At 49.4% G+C, this 17,414-nt stretch carries 14 protein-coding genes; 4 read left to right on the top strand and 10 right to left on the bottom strand.

Annotated elements, in window-relative coordinates; genetic code table 11:
- Window positions 1-13: 13 nt before the first annotated feature.
- From ntrC to FHP88_RS05350, 7 genes are all read right to left on the bottom strand, one after another.
- Window positions 14-1,423 (bottom strand): nitrogen regulation protein NR(I), encoded by a 1,410-nt coding sequence (ntrC, locus tag FHP88_RS05380; protein ID WP_144357987.1) that lies wholly within the window; start codon window positions 1,421-1,423, stop codon window positions 14-16.
- Window positions 1,410-2,504 (bottom strand): nitrogen regulation protein NR(II), encoded by a 1,095-nt coding sequence (gene glnL, locus FHP88_RS05375; protein WP_144357986.1) that lies wholly within the window; start codon window positions 2,502-2,504, stop codon window positions 1,410-1,412. Before glnL ends, ntrC begins: the two co-directional genes overlap by 14 nt.
- Before the next feature lie 201 nt (window positions 2,505-2,705).
- The gene (locus tag FHP88_RS05370) at window positions 2,706-3,455 is read right to left on the bottom strand and encodes a DUF4124 domain-containing protein (protein ID WP_144357985.1); all 750 of its coding nucleotides are present in this window, start codon (window positions 3,453-3,455) and stop codon (window positions 2,706-2,708) included.
- 147 nt (window positions 3,456-3,602) lie between these two features.
- Window positions 3,603-5,009: a glutamate--ammonia ligase gene (gene glnA, locus FHP88_RS05365; protein WP_144357984.1), complete on the bottom strand. Its 1,407-nt coding sequence runs from the start codon at window positions 5,007-5,009 to the stop codon at window positions 3,603-3,605.
- Between the two features lie 352 nt (window positions 5,010-5,361).
- The gene (locus FHP88_RS05360) at window positions 5,362-6,513 is read right to left on the bottom strand and encodes a cation diffusion facilitator family transporter (protein WP_144357983.1); all 1,152 of its coding nucleotides are present in this window, start codon (window positions 6,511-6,513) and stop codon (window positions 5,362-5,364) included.
- Between the two features lie 5 nt (window positions 6,514-6,518).
- The gene (locus FHP88_RS05355) at window positions 6,519-6,752 is read right to left on the bottom strand and encodes a sulfurtransferase TusA family protein (protein WP_144357982.1); all 234 of its coding nucleotides are present in this window, start codon (window positions 6,750-6,752) and stop codon (window positions 6,519-6,521) included.
- A complete protein-coding gene (locus FHP88_RS05350; RefSeq protein ID WP_144357981.1) occupies window positions 6,749-7,792 on the bottom strand; it encodes a tRNA (5-methylaminomethyl-2-thiouridylate)-methyltransferase in 1,044 nt (347 codons plus the stop codon). Before FHP88_RS05350 ends, FHP88_RS05355 begins: the two co-directional genes overlap by 4 nt.
- Before the next feature lie 242 nt (window positions 7,793-8,034).
- On the opposite strand from FHP88_RS05350, the gene glyQ reads away from it, so the two are divergent.
- The 4 genes from glyQ to FHP88_RS05330 all read left to right on the top strand — a co-directional run bounded on the left by glyQ (window position 8,035) and on the right by FHP88_RS05330 (window position 12,410).
- The gene (gene glyQ / locus FHP88_RS05345) at window positions 8,035-8,967 is read left to right on the top strand and encodes a glycine--tRNA ligase subunit alpha (protein WP_144357980.1); all 933 of its coding nucleotides are present in this window, start codon (window positions 8,035-8,037) and stop codon (window positions 8,965-8,967) included.
- On the top strand, window positions 8,960-11,080 hold the full coding sequence (gene glyS, locus FHP88_RS05340) for a glycine--tRNA ligase subunit beta (protein ID WP_144357979.1): 2,121 nt from the start codon (window positions 8,960-8,962) through the stop codon (window positions 11,078-11,080). Before glyQ ends, glyS begins: the two co-directional genes overlap by 8 nt.
- Before the next feature lie 62 nt (window positions 11,081-11,142).
- Window positions 11,143-11,694, top strand: a complete 552-nt coding sequence (gene gmhB / locus FHP88_RS05335) for a D-glycero-beta-D-manno-heptose 1,7-bisphosphate 7-phosphatase (protein ID WP_144357978.1) — start codon at window positions 11,143-11,145, stop codon at window positions 11,692-11,694.
- Window positions 11,691-12,410 carry a lysophospholipid acyltransferase family protein gene (locus FHP88_RS05330; protein ID WP_144357977.1) on the top strand — a complete coding sequence of 240 codons (720 nt, stop codon included), beginning with the start codon at window positions 11,691-11,693 and terminating at the stop codon, window positions 12,408-12,410. The genes gmhB and FHP88_RS05330 overlap by 4 nt, the downstream gene beginning before the upstream one ends.
- Before the next feature lie 77 nt (window positions 12,411-12,487).
- On the opposite strand, the gene gyrB is transcribed toward FHP88_RS05330, so the two are convergent.
- The 3 genes from gyrB to dnaN form a co-directional block, all read right to left on the bottom strand.
- On the bottom strand, window positions 12,488-14,893 hold the full coding sequence (gene gyrB / locus FHP88_RS05325; protein ID WP_144357976.1) for a DNA topoisomerase (ATP-hydrolyzing) subunit B: 2,406 nt from the start codon (window positions 14,891-14,893) through the stop codon (window positions 12,488-12,490).
- Window positions 14,894-14,993: 100 nt separating this feature from the next.
- Window positions 14,994-16,052 carry a DNA replication/repair protein RecF gene (gene recF / locus FHP88_RS05320; protein WP_186297620.1) on the bottom strand — a complete coding sequence of 353 codons (1,059 nt, stop codon included), beginning with the start codon at window positions 16,050-16,052 and terminating at the stop codon, window positions 14,994-14,996.
- A gap of 74 nt (window positions 16,053-16,126) precedes the next feature.
- Window positions 16,127-17,227, bottom strand: a complete 1,101-nt coding sequence (gene dnaN, locus FHP88_RS05315) for a DNA polymerase III subunit beta (protein WP_144357974.1) — start codon at window positions 17,225-17,227, stop codon at window positions 16,127-16,129.
- Between the last annotated feature and the right edge of the window lie 187 nt (window positions 17,228-17,414).

The raw sequence follows: 17,414 nt of genomic DNA, 5'->3' as shown, positions 1-17,414 counted from the left end.
TGCGTACTGCTCGTTAGGTATCTTGGACCTCCAGACCCAGCTCTTTAATCTTACGGGTCAGGGTATTGCGGCCCCACCCCAGTAGTTTAGCAGCGTCCTGCTTTCTACCGCCAGTCTGCTCCAGTGCAGTTTCAATCATAATCGTCTCGAAGGCGGGCGTAACTTCATCGAGCAAAGCCTCATGCCCCTGTAGCAATCGCTTGCGTGCCCAGTTACGCAGAGATAATTGCCAATCCTCTCCCTGTTCTCTCGGCTCATCCGACTCAAGCAGCTCGGGTGGTAAATCCTTGATGTGGACCTCCTGACTAGAAGCCATGACGGTCAACCAGCGGGCCGTATTCTCCAACTGCCGAACATTGCCCGGCCAACTCAACTGCTCTAGTGTGGATAACGTTTCAGGTAGTAGCGTCTTAGTCTCTACCCCCAGCTCTTCTGCGGCCAAAGAGAGAAAATAACGCATCAACAGACCGATATCCTCCTGACGTTCACTCAGCGAGGGTATGTGTATCCTGATCACATTCAGGCGGTGAAACAGATCCTCGCGAAAACGGCCCTCCTTAACCAACTGCTCCAGGTTCTGATGTGTGGCCGCAATGATCCGCACATCCACCTTCACCGGTTCATGGCCACCGACCCTATAAAACTCACCGTCCGCCAACACACGCAGCAGCCTAGTCTGCAGCTCTGGAGGCATATCACCGATCTCATCCAGAAACAGGGTGCCACCATCGGCCTGCTCAAAGCGACCCACCCTTCGAGCTTGTGCGCCGGTAAAGGCACCGCGCTCATGACCAAATAGCTCAGACTCCATCAGATCTCTTGGAATAGCCGCCATATTCAAGGCGATAAAGGGCTGCTTCGCCCGCGGGCTATGTCGATGCAGCGCCTGGGCAACCAACTCCTTGCCGGTGCCGGACTCACCATTGATCAATACAGTGATATTGGAGCGTGCAAGGCGACCGATGGCACGAAACACCTCCTGCATTGCCGGGGCCTCGCCAATTATTTCCGGACTCGACTGGGTCTCCTCCTCTTTCCGTTGTGTAGCACCACGGCTCTTGCGACAGGCGCGCGAGACCTGCTCTACCGCTTCATCTACATCAAAGGGTTTGGGAAGATATTCAAAGGCACCGCCGTGATAAGCGGCTACGGCACTGTCCAGATCCGAGTGGGCAGTCATGATGATCACCGGCAGATCGGGATAGACCTCGTTAATCCTTTCCAGCAGTGATAATCCATCCATTCCCGGCATGCGAATATCCGAGACAATCACGTCTGGCTGCTCTCGCAGCAGCGACTCCAAAACGCCATCCGCACTGGGAAAGCAGCGGACACTCAAGCCGGCTTTTTCAAAGGCCTTTTCCAGGACCCAGCGAATAGAACGATCATCATCGATGACCCATACACTACTATTTGGTGGCATTCGGGTTCTCCACTGGCAGCAACACACTAAAAAGTGTCTTTCCGGGCTCGCTGGTGCACTCAATAAGTCCACCATGCTGATTAATCAGTGACTGAGCGATGCTGAGGCCTAGGCCTACCCCATCATCGCTGGCAGTCACCATCGGGTAAAAGAGCTTTTCTCTGATCGATTCGGGGATACCCGGGCCGTTATCTTCAATACCAATCTGCGCCACCAGACGGTAACGTCGATTACCGATGGTGAATTGCCGCAAGATACGGGTATGCAAGATGATGCAGCCTTGTGGATCACCACTAATTTCTCGGGCGGCATTGCGAAGAATATTCAACAACGCCTGAATAATGCTGTCACGATCCAACAGTAGATCTGGAATACTCGGATCATAATCACGTGTGATATTCAGTTTTTGTTGTGACTCCACTAACACCAGATTGCGTACCCGCTCCAGTAGTGAGTGAACATTCACTTCCTGCAGAGTGGGTAACCGATTAGAGCCCAACATCCGGTTGACCAGATTTTTCAGGCGATCCGCTTCGTTTATGATGATCTGTGTATATTCAATCAGCGCCGAATCGGGCAGCTCCTGTTCCAGTAGTTGCGCCGCACCTCGCAAACCACCGAGAGGATTCTTGATCTCATGGGCCAGACCACGGATCAACTCCTGTGCGGCCTGATGCTGCGACAGCAGATGCTCTTCACGACTGATGCGCAATTGCCGGTCAATCTGCTGAATCTCGATCAATAGACCGCAATCCTCATCCGACTCATGCAGTGGAATGACCGTACAATCTACTGTTGCTCGTTTGCCATCCGGCAGGGAAAGATTCAGTTCGCGCTCAGTAAAGGGGTGGCCTGTTTCCAATGCCTGCATCAGACTCTCACGGGTTACCCCTTCTTCGCAGTGAATCAGCAATTCAGCGGGATTACCCACCATGTGGCGTACACTGACTTCGAAAAGCATCTCTGCCGCAGGATTCATATAGCGTAGGCAGAGCGCTTTATCCAACAGCAGCACAGCGGTACTGAGATTTTCCAAAATGCGCTGCTGATATGTTTTCAGTGTGGCGTAGATCTCATTCATAGCTGAGCCTGTAGCAATTTCTGAACCAATAATCGAAATAGCGCTCTGTTACGCTTTTAGCACTATTTACAGGCCTGTACGGCGAGGAAGAGGCAAAAGACAGAGAACACTCATGCACTAATATAGTGCATGGGTGTTCAATCAGACGAGTTTTATTACAACCCTTCTGTAGGGAGGCTGCTTTAGAGCGCTCCGGCAGGATTAATAATTCGGCTTGAAGGCCGGATTAGTCTGCCCAGGTGACGATGAGATCGGTTTACTGGTGGGGTCGAACTTAGTGTTGTCCTGGCCAGGTGATGAATCGGTGGGATCAGGTGTGAAGTTGCTACTGGCTCCTGGCGTGTAACCAGGAGCTGCACCAGGTTTGTACTGAGGCGCATCAACACCCGATTGGCCACTACTGCCAGAATCTGGCAAATCCGGAGACTTACCATCTTCCACAACAGAGGTTTGTCGAACAAAAAACTGTACGATATTAGAGCGAGACAAGAGACTGCCGCCCGCATTATAGATACTGGCATGCAGCATGTGCGCGCCTCGCTCTAACCCATTCAGTATCAAGACTGAGCTGGTCGCTTTCTGGGTAAGGATAGTGCCATCCAACACGGGCAAGATGTAATGACCTGACTTCAATCCGGGCTCAATCTGAAACTGGACCGTCACGGTACCATCATTGCTCTGCACCACCTCATTGTTTCCAGGCGCCACAATGACAAAACTGCTGTAGTTAATTTTATCTGGGGCCTTTGCTGCGGGAGTCTGAGCAGAACCGGCTGAAGCTGCGACACCCGTTGGCGTGTAAATGGTGGGATCAGACAGCTTTATCTGCTCCGCATCCCGCGAGGGCGTGTCGGAATAGTGAACTTCGCCTTTACTGTCCACCCATTTATAAATCTCCGATTGCCCGGGGACGGATAGCAAAAGCAGACATAAAACGAATAATGCTCTCATACTGTGAGCATAGCTCAGGGTAGTGATCCTCTCAATAGCGGCCAGACCAACCGTACTGTTTTGTCGATGAGTGATGCTAGAGGAACAAAGCCTGTATAAAAAACGCCCCCGGATGGAGGCGTTTTTAACAACGTAGAAAGGAAGTGCTTACAAGCTGTAGTACATGTCAAACTCCACCGGGTGGGTGGTCATGCGGATACGTGTCACATCTTCCATTTTCAGGGCGATGAAGGCATCAATCAGATCATCGGTGAATACACCACCAGCGGTGAGGAATTCACGATCTGCATCCAGTGCCTCAAGCGCCTGATCCAGACTGTGGCAGACGGTCGGGATAGAGAGGGCCTCTTCGGCTGGCAGGTCATACAGGTCTTTATCCATCGCCTCACCGGGGTGAATCTTGTTCTGGATACCGTCCAGACCAGCCATCATCAATGCAGCAAAGGCCAAATAGGGGTTAGCGGTAGGATCCGGGAAACGAACCTCAACACGGCGACCCTTGGGGCTACTGACAAATGGGATACGGATGGAGGCAGAACGGTTACGGGCTGAGTAAGCCAGCATAACAGGGGCTTCGAATCCAGGGACCAGACGCTTATAGGAGTTGGTGGAAGGGTTGGTGAAGGCATTCAGGGCACGGGCATGCTTGATGACACCACCAATGTAATACAGTGCAGTCTCAGACAGACCACCATAGAGGTTACCGGCAAACAGGTTCTCGCCATTTTTCGCCAGCGACATATGCACGTGCATACCGGAACCGTTGTCACCTACCAGCGGTTTCGGCATAAAGGTAGCCGTCTTGCCATAAGCGTGAGCGACGTTCCAGGTGACGTACTTCTGGATCTGAACCCAGTCTGCACGCTCTACCAGAGTACTGAACTTGGTACCGATCTCACACTGACCTGCGGTAGCAACCTCGTGGTGATGAACCTCAACAGGAACACCCATCTCTTCCATCGCCAGACACATGGCGGCACGGATATCGTTTAGTGAGTCAACTGGCGGTACGGGGAAATAGCCGCCCTTGGTGCCAGGACGGTGACCGATGTTGCCGTCATTGTAAACGCGCTCAGAGTTCCAGCCAGCCTCTTCCGAATCAATCTTGTAGAAGGCTCCGCTCATGTCGGCTCCCCAGCGGATATCATCCAGGATGAAGAATTCAGGCTCTGGGCCAAAAAATGCGGAATCGGCAATACCGGTAGATTGCAGGTAAGCTTCAGCACGACGTGCTACAGAACGGGGATCACGCTCATACCCTTCCATGGTGGAAGGCTCCAGGATATCGCAGGTGATGTTGATGGTCACTTCATCCGAGAAGAGATCCAGAACAGCACTTGATGCATCCGGCATCAGAATCATGTCAGATTCATTAATACCCTTCCAACCTGCGATGGAAGAACCATCAAACATCTTACCGTCGGTGAAGAGATCTTCATCGATAGTGTGAGCAGGAACAGAAACGTGTTGCTCTTTACCACGGGTATCGGTGAAGCGGAAATCGACGAACTTCACTTCGTTGTCTTTGATCATCTTCAGGACTTTTGAGGCCATGAGGTTCTCCAGCAGTTAGTATTAAATTGTTTGGACCACACTGTGGCCACACACTAAAAAATGAGTAAGTTTTGAGATGCCCAGTTCAGGGCAGTCAAAGCATGCCCGTAGAATTAGCAAGTACTGTGCCACGACCATGGGACCAAAAAACTCCCCTCCATGACCGAGCCCGTGATTTTACTACGAATGTACCCATCTCTGGAAACAGAAATAAATACAGTCAATTAGCGCCCCATCACAGCGTGGGCGGAGGTGCAAAAAAGGTACGCCCATGAAGGGGTTCCGGCGGTCAGCGATCAATAAAAGCACTATAATGGTGCGTAAAACAGCAATAAGGCCCCATTATGGTGCGTTAGCCATAATATACCCGCACGGCGCCAAACTCTGGTCTTCGCAAGGCCCGTTCTTCCAGCGTCTGCTGAAAGGCTCGCAGTATTTCAGGCTCCGCCAAGTCATCCAATGAGAAGTAGACGTCGACGCCTATCTTTCCCTCCAGATAATGAAACACGACCCGCTTACGACGATCAGCACCTGGAATATCGGTCCACTGCTGTTCAAGCAGTTTTTCTGCGGCCGCCCGCAAGGGCAACCCCTCACAGGGAATGGCGATTTCGTCATCTTCCGGATCAATATGGACGGTGACATCCATCACTTCACTGACCCCTTCCAATAACCGATCAATCACCGTCTGGCCAATCATGTGGCCTTCCGAAACACTCAACCAGGGTTCAACCAGGATATGCACATCAACCGTGGCCTCGCCACCGATGCGTCGGGTGCGAAGCATATGAATATCCTGCACTCCGCCAATATGGCAAATGATTCCACGAATCTTTTCCAGCCGATCTTCATCCAGACCCTCATCCACCAACTCCTGGAATGCAGGCCAGCTCAGATCCCAGCCAATCTTGGCAATCATGAGACCGACGCCGATGGCTGCGATGGCATCCAGATAGGGAAGACCCGCCATAGTACCGGCGACACCCACCAATACCACGATGGAGGAGAGTGCATCCGAACGATGGTGCCAGGCATTGGCTTGCAACAGATCAGATTTTATCCGCCTTGCTACCCGTGCCGTGTAATGGTAAAGCCACTCATTAGCGAGGATCGAGAAGAGTGCGGCATACAGGGCAAGGGGCTTAGGATGAAGCAGTGCCTCCGGTGAGAAGAGGCGTTCCACCGCATCCCAGGTGATGCCAATGGCCACCAGGGCCAGCAACAGACCCAGACCGAGCGTTCCTGCCGTCTCAAAACGCCCATGCCCATAGGGGTGGTCCTCATCTGGGCCTTGATGGGCATGTTTTGAAGCAAAGAATACCAGCGCATCCGACAGCAGATCAGATAGAGAGTGAATACCATCCGCCACCAGTGATTGAGACTGGGCAATGAAACCAATACTGGTCTTGCTGACTGCGAGTACGAGGTTGACCAGCACACCCACAATCGTGACGCGCTGAATGGCCTGATAACGTAGCTGTTTCTCCTCCGCTCGCTGATCCATCGCCTTCAATCGCCCTCAACCACTTCCACAACAATGATGTATTCGTTATTTTCCGTTCGGGTTTCAATCAGCTTATGGCCGTTGATCCTGCACCAGGCCGGTATATCATTCAGTGCACCGGGATCGGTGCAGATCGCCTCAACCCGTGTGCCAGCAGGCAGTTCCTTCACTTGATTCTGCACCCTAATCACGGGCATAGGACAGAGTAAACGCCTTGCGTCGACAATCACTGTTTTCATATATACCACGCTTGTGGAATTGCATCGCTGGAAAGTGGTTTCACGCTGACCTGCTGGTGGGTGCCATCCAAATGGCGCACATCCATCTCGACCTGCGCTTCAGCCTTGCCTTGACTGTAACGGGCAACCAGTTGGCAAGCCAGCTCAATGTCAGCGGAATCAACCTCACCTTCAATAAGAGCCAGCGGACCGGCATGGCTGACCGTACTCAGGGCAACGTACTCTTTGCGGTAGCCGTGGAGAAAATTACCCTCGCCCTCCTCCCGGGAGATAATCACCTTGAAGTGTGGCTTTGGCCTGAGATGACGACCGACCTTAAGCAACATAATATCATCGATCTCATACTGCTTTTCGCCACGCGCCTTCCACAGATCAGCCAACTTGACTGAATATTGCGCATCGGTCAAAAAACAGCAACCCCCCGCCGGTTGGGCGTAATCTTCCAAACCAAACTGTTTGGCCAATGCCATCTGGGGTTTGCGACTCCGGCCATTGAAACCATACAGTCCATCCCTGGAGATCCAACCCTCACGCTCAGGCAGTGTTACCGGCAGATTCTGACCAGAGAGCGGCCTGACCAAGCGATCTGCCGCGCCTGAATCCCGGGCCACTACCGGCATGGTATCTTTACGCTGCGACATTGGCCGCTGTCCAACGACTTCACCGGTGATAATAAAGTCGAAGTCATTCTCCTCTATCCATTCAAAGGCCTTCTTAACCATGAAGATCTTGCAATCCAGGCAAGGGTTTAAATTGGCGCCATAGCCATGCTTGGGATTAAACACCACATCCTTGTACTCCTCGATAATATCCACGATATGCAGCTTGATCCCCAACTGCTCTGCAACCCACAAGGCATTGTTGCGCTTGGGCCGGGAGCGGTCCTTTTGGCGGATGGCATGGGTATGTCCCTCAACACAAAAGCCGGTGAAAAAGTTGATCCCTTCTACATGAATACCCTGTTCCTGAATCACTTTGGCGGCCAATAATGAGTCGAGCCCACCGGAGATGAGGGCTACGGCTTTACGTTGTTTTGTCATGACGGTAATAAATCTGGAGGCGTATCGAACGGGTATTGTATGCGCTTGGGTCACCTGACTTCAAAGTATTGTTCAATATGGAAATATAATCCTAGGGACAACTCTGGCCGGATAACCCACCGACAGGTAGCAAAGAGGCAAAATCCATCATAAATGTGCAACAGGCTCAACAATCAGCTGCCAAAAAGATATACTGGCGCGATTAACTTTTCCTTTTATATATAGAGCCTTAACTTTAAGCTATGACAATATCTAAAAATAGCCCTGACGCAACGACTTTTCAGGGTTTAATATTTGCCCTGCAGCAATACTGGGCAGATCAAGGTTGTGTCATTCTTCAGCCTTACGACATGGAGATGGGTGCCGGCACTTTCCACACGGCCACATTTCTCCGTTCCATCGGCCCCGAGCCGTGGAATGCCGCCTATGTACAACCCTCACGTCGTCCGACGGATGGTCGCTACGGCGAAAATCCCAACCGTTTACAGCACTACTACCAGTTTCAAGTAGCAATGAAGCCCTCACCGCTGAATATTCAGGAACTCTACCTGGGATCACTGGAGATGCTGGGACTCGACACCAAGGTCCACGATATTCGTTTCGTCGAAGACAACTGGGAATCACCTACCCTGGGAGCCTGGGGTCTGGGATGGGAGGTCTGGCTAAACGGTATGGAGGTGACCCAGTTTACCTATTTCCAGCAAGTTGGTGGACTCGACTGTCGTCCGGTAACCGGGGAGATCACTTACGGACTGGAACGCATTGCGATGTATCTGCAGAGTGTTGAGAGTGTGTTTGACCTGATCTGGACGCATGGCCCGAATGGCCCCGTCACCTATGGCGATGTCTTCCATCAGAATGAGGTTGAACAGTCTGCCTACAATTTTGAGCATGCCGATGTAGAGTTCATGTTTGCCCTGTTTGACCAGTGCGAAAAAGAGAGCAGCAAATTGATTGAGCTTGGATTGCCACTGCCTGCCTACGAGCAAGTCTTAAAGGCATCCCATGCATTCAACCTACTGGATGCCCGTCATGCCATCTCGGTAACCGAGCGACAACGCTATATCCTACGGGTGCGCACGCTCGCCCGTGCCGTCGCCCAAGCCTATTTTGATGCCCGAGAGAAACTCGGCTTCCCCATGCTTAAAGATCAGAAGGAGCAAGCCAATGGCTGACAATTTCGTCGGGAATGAAATTGGACGGCCGGAAGGCGCGAGTCAGTCTGCCGATTTGCTGTTTGAACTCGGCACCGAAGAGCTGCCCCCGATTGCACTGAAGAAACTCTCAGATTCTTTCACGGCCTCTTTTTTGGAAGGCCTGGATCGAGCCAATCTCCGCCATGGCGCCGTCAAGGCGTATGCCACGCCGAGACGCCTCGCTCTGTTGATCGAAGACTGCCAAACGGCGCAACCGGATAGTGAATCGCAGCGTCGTGGACCCGCCGTTCAAGCCGCCTTTGATGCCGAGGGTAATCCGTCAAAAGCGGCCGAGGGGTTTGCCCGCTCCTGTGGAACGACGGTTGACCAACTTGAACGTCTAACCACGGATAAGGGTGAATGGCTGGTCTACCAGGTCAGTGAACAGGGCAAGCCTGCCATGACCCTTCTGCCGAGTATTGCTGAAGAAGCACTGAATCGCCTGCCCATTCCCAAGCGCATGCGCTGGGGCAGTTCAGAGGCCCAGTTTGTGCGTCCCGTACAATGGATGGTCTTCATGCTGGGGGACGCCATTGTTCCCTGCCAACTTTTAGATACTCAAGCCGGCAATGAGTCTCGGGGACACCGTTTCCATCACCCGGATACGATCACCATCGAAAGCCCCCGCCGTTATGCTGAACAGTTAGAACAGCAGGGCTATATCCTGGCCGATTTTGAAATGCGTCGGGAAAAAATCCGCCTGCAGGTGCAGCAGAGTGCCGAAGCCATTGGCGGACATGCGGAGATCGATCCTGATTTATTGGATGAGGTGACAGGATTGGTTGAATGGCCCGTTCCCATCACCGCAGGTTTCGAGGTAGGTTTTCTTGAAGTGCCCCACGAGGCGCTGATCAGCACCATGAAGAAAAACCAGAAGTATTTCCATCTGGTGGATCATCAAGGAAACCTGATGAACCACTTCATCACAATCGCCAATATCGACAGCCCGAAACCAGAGCTCATTAAAGAGGGCAATGAGCGTGTTGTTCGACCCAGGCTGAGTGATGCCATGTTTTTCTGGCGTCAGGATGGCAAGCACACACTCGACAGTCGGATTGATTCATTAAAAACCGTCCTGTTTCAGCAAAAACTGGGCTCCATGTACGACAAGAGTGTCCGTGTCGCGGCCCTGGCTTCCCTGATCGCCAGCATGATCGAGGGTGATAAGGCGCTGGCTGAAAAAGCCGGCATGTTGAGTCGGTGTGATCTGATGTCTGAGATGGTGCTCGAATTCCCCGAGATGCAGGGCATCATGGGGCGCTATCTGGCCAAGCGTGATGGTGAGGCAGATGAGGTTGCCACAGCCCTGGATGAGTTTTACATGCCCCGTTTCTCAGGCGACAAGCTGCCGAAAACGAAAACCGGAATCGCGCTCTCTCTGGCAGAACGACTCGATACCCTGGTTGGCATCTTTGGCATCGGTATGAAACCTACGGGCGACAAGGATCCCTTCGCACTACGCCGTGCGGCGCTGGGTGCCCTGCGCATCATGCGTGAGCATAATCTGCCCGTAAATCTCAATCAGCTGTTAGAAGCGGCAGCCAAACTGCTCGCGGATAGACAACCCGCAGCAGACACAGTTGATCAGGTGTATGGGTTTATGATGGATCGCTTAAAGGGCATCTATCTGGATCAACAGATTGCTATCGATCTGTTTGAAGCAGTGGCCGCCACAAGGCCTGAATCGATTGCCGATTTTGACCGCCGTATACAGGCTGTAATCGCCTTCCGGGCCCTGCCGCAGGCTGAATCACTGGCAGCTGCCAACAAACGGATTCGCAATATCCTGAAAAAGAGTGAGCTGCCAATCGCCAGCGACGTTAACCCCTCGCTGTTTGAGTCCGAACAAGAGCAGGCCCTCTATGCGGGTATCGATCAAAAGACCTTGGAAATCTCACCGCTTATGGAGAAGTTTGCCTACGAACAGGTTCTGACAAGTCTGGCTACATTGAGAGAACCTGTAGACGCGTTCTTTGATCAGGTGATGGTGATGGCCGATGATCCGGCCATTCGTGCCAATCGATTAGCCTTGCTAAATCGGTTGAGTGCACTGTTCCTGGGTGTCGCGGATATTTCTATACTGCAGGCTTAGTACATACCGATAGAATCAGCCATTAAAAGCATGACTTTCAAACGGAGTAAGCACTTACTTTCATGAAACTCATTATCCTAGACCGTGATGGTGTTATTAATGAAGACTCTGATGAGTTCATTAAAACACCTGAAGAGTGGCACCCGATAGTCGGTAGCCTGGCAGCCATTGCTCGCCTGAATCAGGCGGGTTATCGCGTCGTTATTGCCACCAACCAGTCAGGTTTGGCACGGGGTCTATTGTCGATAGATGATTTGAACGCCATCCACAACAAATTACTCCGCAGTCTTGCCGGTGAAGGCGGACAGATCCAAGGGATCTTTTACTGCCCCCATGGATCCAAAGATAAATGTGACTGTCGGAAGCCTCTGCCAGGACTCCTCAAGCAGATCAGCGAGCGATTCTACGCCGATCTCTCCGGCGTACCTTGCATAGGCGATAGCCTACGTGATCTGCAATCTGCAGCGGCGGTTGGTGCCCGACCCATATTAGTCAAAACGGGAAAGGGGGAACGCACGTTAGCACATCCTGATTTAGACCCGAGTATCCCTATTTATAATAATCTCAGTGACGCCGTAGATGCGTTATTGCATGAGGAAAGTGTATCGCAATGATCTTAATCAGATCCCTACTTTATCTGTCCAGCATGGTGATCAGCACCATTATCATGGCAGGCTTGCTGTCAATTGTCGGGTGGATACTCCCCTATCGGCAGCGTTGTCAGATCGCCAATGCCTGGGGTGGTGTGAATCTTTGGTTTCTTAAGCTGTTTTGCAATCTGGACTATCAAATAGAAGGATTGGAGAAGATCCCCGAATCAGGTGCCATAGTTCTTGCAAAGCATCAGTCTGCATGGGAAACCATGGCCCTACGCTCACTGCTGCCACCGGAGCAAGCCTGGGTATTAAAGCGTGAACTGATGTGGGTGCCCTTTTTTGGATGGGCTGCCGCCACCGTACAACCTATCGCAATCAATCGAAAAGCCGGCAGGAAAGCGGCCAAGCAGGTAATCGACACGGGAATCGAACGTCTCAAACAGAAACGCCTCATAGTGATATTTCCTGAGGGGACCCGCGTTGCGCCAGGGCAGCGTAAGCGCTATGGCATGGGTGGCGCTCTACTTGCCGAAAAGACGGGCGCACCTGTCATTCCCATTGCGCATAATGCGGGTAGCTTCTGGAAACGCCGTGACATTCGTAAATATCCCGGGACCGTTATCGTTAAAGTCGGTGATCCAATTCCGACCACTGGCCGAAAGGCTGCTGAGATTAATCAGGAAGTTGAAAACTGGATAGAAACAACTATGCAACAGATACAGCCGCAAGAGTAAGTACTTACTAACATTTTTACAATGACACCCAAAAAAAGGGCCTGTACGGCCCTTCTTTTTTTGCCAGAGTGCTATTATTAGACGTCTAAATTTTCCACGGTCAACGCATTTTTTTCGATGAAATCTCTTCTTGGCTCAACCTGATCACCCATCAGGGTGGTAAATATCTCATCGGCGCCAACCGCGTCTTCAATTTTCACTTGAAGCAGCCGTCTGGACTCCTGATTCATTGTCGTCTCCCACAGTTGATCTGGATTCATCTCTCCCAGACCTTTATAGCGCTGGATATGTTGCCCTCGTTTTGCCTCTTCCATTAGCCAGTTGAGCGCCTGTGAAAAACTGCTTATCTCAGCCTGTTTTTCACCACGTTTTACATAGGCCCCTTCCCCAATAAGGCCATCGAGTTTTTCACCCATTTCAACCAGTCGACGATAATCACTACTGCTGAAAAACTCCATTGGTATCATAGTATCGGTATTGATACCATGGACATAACGAATGATCCTAATACCTATAAGTGCACCTTCACTGTCCTCTTCTGGATGAATCTCAAAGCGATTAGAGGCGAATTGATCAACATTCATTCGAAGCTGTAACTCACTCAACCAATTCGAACAGGCCGTTTGATCTGAGATAAGCTCTTCAGTGAGACGGGGCATATAGATCAGCTTTTCAACAACGGATGGATCGAAGCGCCGACCGACTCTCACCACAGTTGCCATGGTAGAGAGATGCTGTTGTGACAACTCTTCCAGGGATACACCTAACAGTGCGGGTGCACCGCTTCCAACGTATAACTCTGCGTTATCCAGTGCGGCTTGTAAGAGGTATGCATTCAAATCAGCATCATCTTTCAGATATTGTTCTTGCTTGCCTTTTTTGACTTTGTAGAGCGGTGGCTGGGCAATATAGACATGGCCCCGTTCTATCAGCTCATGCATCTGACGGTAGAAAAAGGTCAATAGAAGCGTACGAATATGAGCACCGTCCACATCCGCATCGGTCATGATTATTATTCGATGATAGCGCAGTTTGTTTGGGTCAAACTCTTCACGTCCAATACCACATCCCAATGCGGTAATCAGGGTGCCTACCTCTGCAGAGGAGAGCATCTTGTCAAAACGCGCCTTTTCAACATTAAGGATCTTACCCTTAAGGGGTAGAATGGCCTGTGTCCTTCTATCCCTACCCTGCTTGGCTGACCCACCCGCAGAGTCACCCTCCACCAGATAGATTTCACACAGAGAGGGGTCCTTCTCTTGGCAATCTGCCAGTTTTCCCGGAAGACCCGCAATATCGAGGACACCCTTACGGCGTGTCATCTCTCGAGCTTTTCGTGCGGCTTCCCTAGCCCGCGCGGCCTCTATCATCTTACCGGCAATCTGTTTTGCAGCTGCCGGATTCTCCAACAGATAGTCACTCAATTTTTCTGAAAGAACGGATTCAACAATGCCCTTCACTTCAGATGAAACAAGTTTATCCTTGGTTTGGGAGGAAAATTTAGGATCAGGGACTTTGACCGAAAGGACCGCCGTCAGTCCTTCGCGCGCGTCATCCCCTGATGTATTGACCTTCTGCTTTTTATCTAGCCCCGCTTGATCAATATATTGATTTAAGGTGCGTGTCAGGCCCGCTCTAAAACCGGCAAGGTGTGTGCCACCGTCTCTTTGAGGAATATTGTTGGTGAAGCAGAAGACATTTTCCTGATAGGACTCATTCCATTGCATCGCCAACTCGACCGATACATCATCTTTTTCAACAGTAAATGAGAATACATTTTCATGTAACGGTGTCTTCTTTCTATTCAAGTGCTCTACGAAAGCCTTGATGCCACCCTCATATTCAAATATATCTTGGCGATCATTACGTTCATCTGTCAGTTTGATGCGTACACCTGAATTCAAAAATGAAAGTTCTCGAAGACGCTTTGCCAACAATTCATAGTGATATTCAATATTCGTAAACGTCTGCTTACTCGCCTTAAAGGTTATCTCTGTACCCGTTTTATCCGTATCACCAATAACAGCCAATGGTGCTTTCGCTTCACCGTGAAAATACTCTTGGTAGTGCGTATGCCCATTACGATGAATGGTCAGTTTAAGCACTTCTGAAAGCGCATTAACAACAGAAACACCCACCCCATGAAGTCCGCCGGATACTTTATAGGAGTTATCATCGAATTTACCGCCGGCATGGAGCACGGTCAAAATGACCTCTGCCGCTGATTTTCCTTCTTCAGGATGCATATCCACTGGGATGCCACGACCATTATCTGTCACTCGGACAGTCTCGTCGTCTAATATAGATACTGTTATTTCTGTACAGTGGCCTGCAAGCGCTTCATCTATTGAGTTATCAACCACCTCAAAAACCATATGGTGTAGACCCGTACCATCATCGGTATCACCAATATACATACCAGGACGTTTACGGACAGCGTCTAGACCTTTTAGAACCTTGATATTTGAAGAGTCGTAACTCATATAACACTCCTGAATAAGAACGACTCATTATACACTTTTGAGCCTTTTAAGTTTATCTTTAACACTTATGTTCCACGTGGAACCACTATTCTATAACTAATCAAAGGGCCTTTATTAAACCTGAGGAAATTACAAAATCCTTTCTCAGATTGGGCTTTATATATTGAATATTATCGATACTTGTAATGAATACTTGGCATGCCTGATCCAGCAATCGATCAAGCACCTTTTTCTGATTATCTAAATCCAACTCAGAGATCAAATCATCTATGATGACTATAGGGGAAAGGCCGGTACGTTCTTTGTAAAGCGATGCTTGTGCTAGATGCAGCGTTACGATAAGCATTTTCTGTTGCCCTCGTGACAGCGTTTGTTCCACACACCTGTTGCCTTCAAAGATCTTCATATCACCTCTTTGTGGGCCATGTTGTGTAAAACCTCTTTTGATATCGGAAACGACAGATCCATTCAGCACTTCATAAAGTGTTTTGCTCCGATCCCAGCCCGCTTTCCAAATTAAATTGTAATTACTATTTGGGTTTAAATACTCACTCTCTTCCTTAAATTTTACTGAGAGTGCCTCAACGTAAGATTCCCTATATTCATTAACCCTTTCACCCAATTCACCAACAGATATATTCCAGCTATCGATATCAGTCTGTCCAATTTTAACCAAGGCATTTCTCTGTCTTAGTGCTTTATAAAACTGCTGATAACATTTGAAGTAATTGTGTTCCACGTGGAACACCCCCCACTCAATAAAGCGCTTTCTATACTCCGGACCACGATCGAGTATTTCATGTGACATCGGCGTAATAATTTGAAGGGGTGTGATTCTGGCTATTTCGGAAACCCTTTTAATATTGTTTCCATCAACGCGAATCTTCGTTTGGCTTGACGTTTTTTGTAGCCCGATACGGTGTTTTTGAAAATGTTCGGTTTCTGCAAAGAGTTGTAACTGTTTTTCGCCTTGGCGCACTACCGATCCAAAACGATTAGAACGATATGACCGCGCACGTGCCAACATGTATATGGCTTCGAGTAGTGTGCTTTTTCCCGACCCATTGATACCATAGATGAAATTAAACTGAGGACCGAAAACGACATCTGCTAAAGCGATGTTACGAAGGTTTTCTACTTTTAGGCGCTTGATTGGCACGGGTGATGCCCGTTTCCGAGGAATTTAGTTGTGTGAATTAGGGACTGATGTAGGCCATCAGTCCCACTTTATGGCTAGAGACGCATAGGCATAATGACGTAGCGACTCTCATCGGAAGCTACATTTTGAATCAGACAGCTACTGTTTGAGTCACTCAATGACATTCTAACGTTCTCACTTTCAATGACATTAAGGACTTCGATCAAGTAGCCAACGTTGAATCCAATAACCAGTTCGTCACCTTGATAGTCAATTTCCATCTCATCTTCTGCCTCCTCTTGCTCAGGATTATGTGCAAGAAGTTGCAGTAAGCCAGAACTGATTTGAAAGCGTATTCCCCGATATTTTTCATTGGATAAAATGGATGTTCGTGTCAAAGCTTGCTTTAGAATGTCACGATTAGCGAGCACTTCTTTATCCGGGTTTGCGGGTATAACACGCTGATAATCAGGGAATTTACCATCGATTAGTTTAGAGGTAAAACTGGTTTCTCCCAATGAAAATCGGATGTGATTGCTACTGACATCAATATCGATCTGATCTTCTGTATCGGCTAATAATCTAGCCAATTCCAATACAGCCTTTCTGGGTAAAATGACTTGTATCCCTGACTCCTGGTCTATGGCACATTCAGCCTCACTCAACGCCAAACGATGACCGTCTGTTGCCACGGCGCGTATCATCCCATTGCCTATTTCAAGTAACAGACCATTCAAATAGTACCTGACATCCTGCAAGGCCATGGCAAATTGTGTTTTTTCAATGAGTCGCTTTAATAATTTTTGCGTGACAGTAAATCGATGACTGCTTGCGGAAGGTTCAATGGATGGATAGTCATTTGCGGGTAGAACACCTAATGTGAATCTACTTCTTCCTGATCTTATGACCGTTCGTTCATTATCAACATTGAACTCAATATTGGCGTCTTCAGGTAATGACTTACAAATATCAAGAAGCTTTCTTGCAGGGAGTGTGAAATCAATTTCCCCATCACACTCAATAGCCGCTGAAGTTTTCATCTCAACTTCAAGGTCTGTTGCTGTGATGTTTATCTTTCCGTTTGCCGCATTGATCAAGACATTGGCGAGAATCGGTAGGGTCTGTCTTCTCTCTACTACACCACCTACTTGTTGGAGAGGTTTTAATAGATTATCCCTTGTTGTAACGATCTTCATGTCAGAGCACTCTTAATAGATATAAATTATTTATATAAATTTATTGTTATTATTACACAGCCATAAAACAGTTAGTTGTTTTGATATTCACTATATTATTCAAGGCGTTGTAATCAATTATTGTTGTTGATAACAGCCGTATATCTCATGAAAGATTTGTTTATGATCTGTGGATAACTTAAGCATG

Source organism: Sedimenticola selenatireducens (assembly GCF_007625115.1).
Classification (GTDB): domain Bacteria; phylum Pseudomonadota; class Gammaproteobacteria; order Chromatiales; family Chromatiaceae; genus Sedimenticola; species Sedimenticola selenatireducens_A.
Note: the sequence above shows the minus strand (reverse complement) of the source record. Positions and strands in the feature narration are given on the sequence as shown.

Excerpts from the sequence above, each read along its gene's own strand:
- dnaN (WP_144357974.1), bottom strand. The coding sequence starts at position 17,227 with ATGAAGATCGTTACAACAAGGGATAATCTATTAAAACCTCTCCAACAA.
- gmhB (WP_144357978.1), top strand. The coding sequence starts at position 11,143 with ATGAAACTCATTATCCTAGACCGTGATGGTGTTATTAATGAAGACTCT.
- glnL (WP_144357986.1), bottom strand. The coding sequence starts at position 2,504 with ATGAATGAGATCTACGCCACACTGAAAACATATCAGCAGCGCATTTTG.
- FHP88_RS05355 (WP_144357982.1), bottom strand. The coding sequence starts at position 6,752 with ATGAAAACAGTGATTGTCGACGCAAGGCGTTTACTCTGTCCTATGCCC.
- FHP88_RS05370 (WP_144357985.1), bottom strand. The coding sequence starts at position 3,455 with ATGAGAGCATTATTCGTTTTATGTCTGCTTTTGCTATCCGTCCCCGGG.
- ntrC (WP_144357987.1), bottom strand. The coding sequence starts at position 1,423 with ATGCCACCAAATAGTAGTGTATGGGTCATCGATGATGATCGTTCTATT.
- glnA (WP_144357984.1), bottom strand. The coding sequence starts at position 5,009 with ATGGCCTCAAAAGTCCTGAAGATGATCAAAGACAACGAAGTGAAGTTC.
- gyrB (WP_144357976.1), bottom strand. The coding sequence starts at position 14,893 with ATGAGTTACGACTCTTCAAATATCAAGGTTCTAAAAGGTCTAGACGCT.
- glyS (WP_144357979.1), top strand. The coding sequence starts at position 8,960 with ATGGCTGACAATTTCGTCGGGAATGAAATTGGACGGCCGGAAGGCGCG.
- FHP88_RS05330 (WP_144357977.1), top strand. The coding sequence starts at position 11,691 with ATGATCTTAATCAGATCCCTACTTTATCTGTCCAGCATGGTGATCAGC.
- FHP88_RS05350 (WP_144357981.1), bottom strand. The coding sequence starts at position 7,792 with ATGACAAAACAACGTAAAGCCGTAGCCCTCATCTCCGGTGGGCTCGAC.
- FHP88_RS05360 (WP_144357983.1), bottom strand. The coding sequence starts at position 6,513 with ATGGATCAGCGAGCGGAGGAGAAACAGCTACGTTATCAGGCCATTCAG.
- glyQ (WP_144357980.1), top strand. The coding sequence starts at position 8,035 with ATGACAATATCTAAAAATAGCCCTGACGCAACGACTTTTCAGGGTTTA.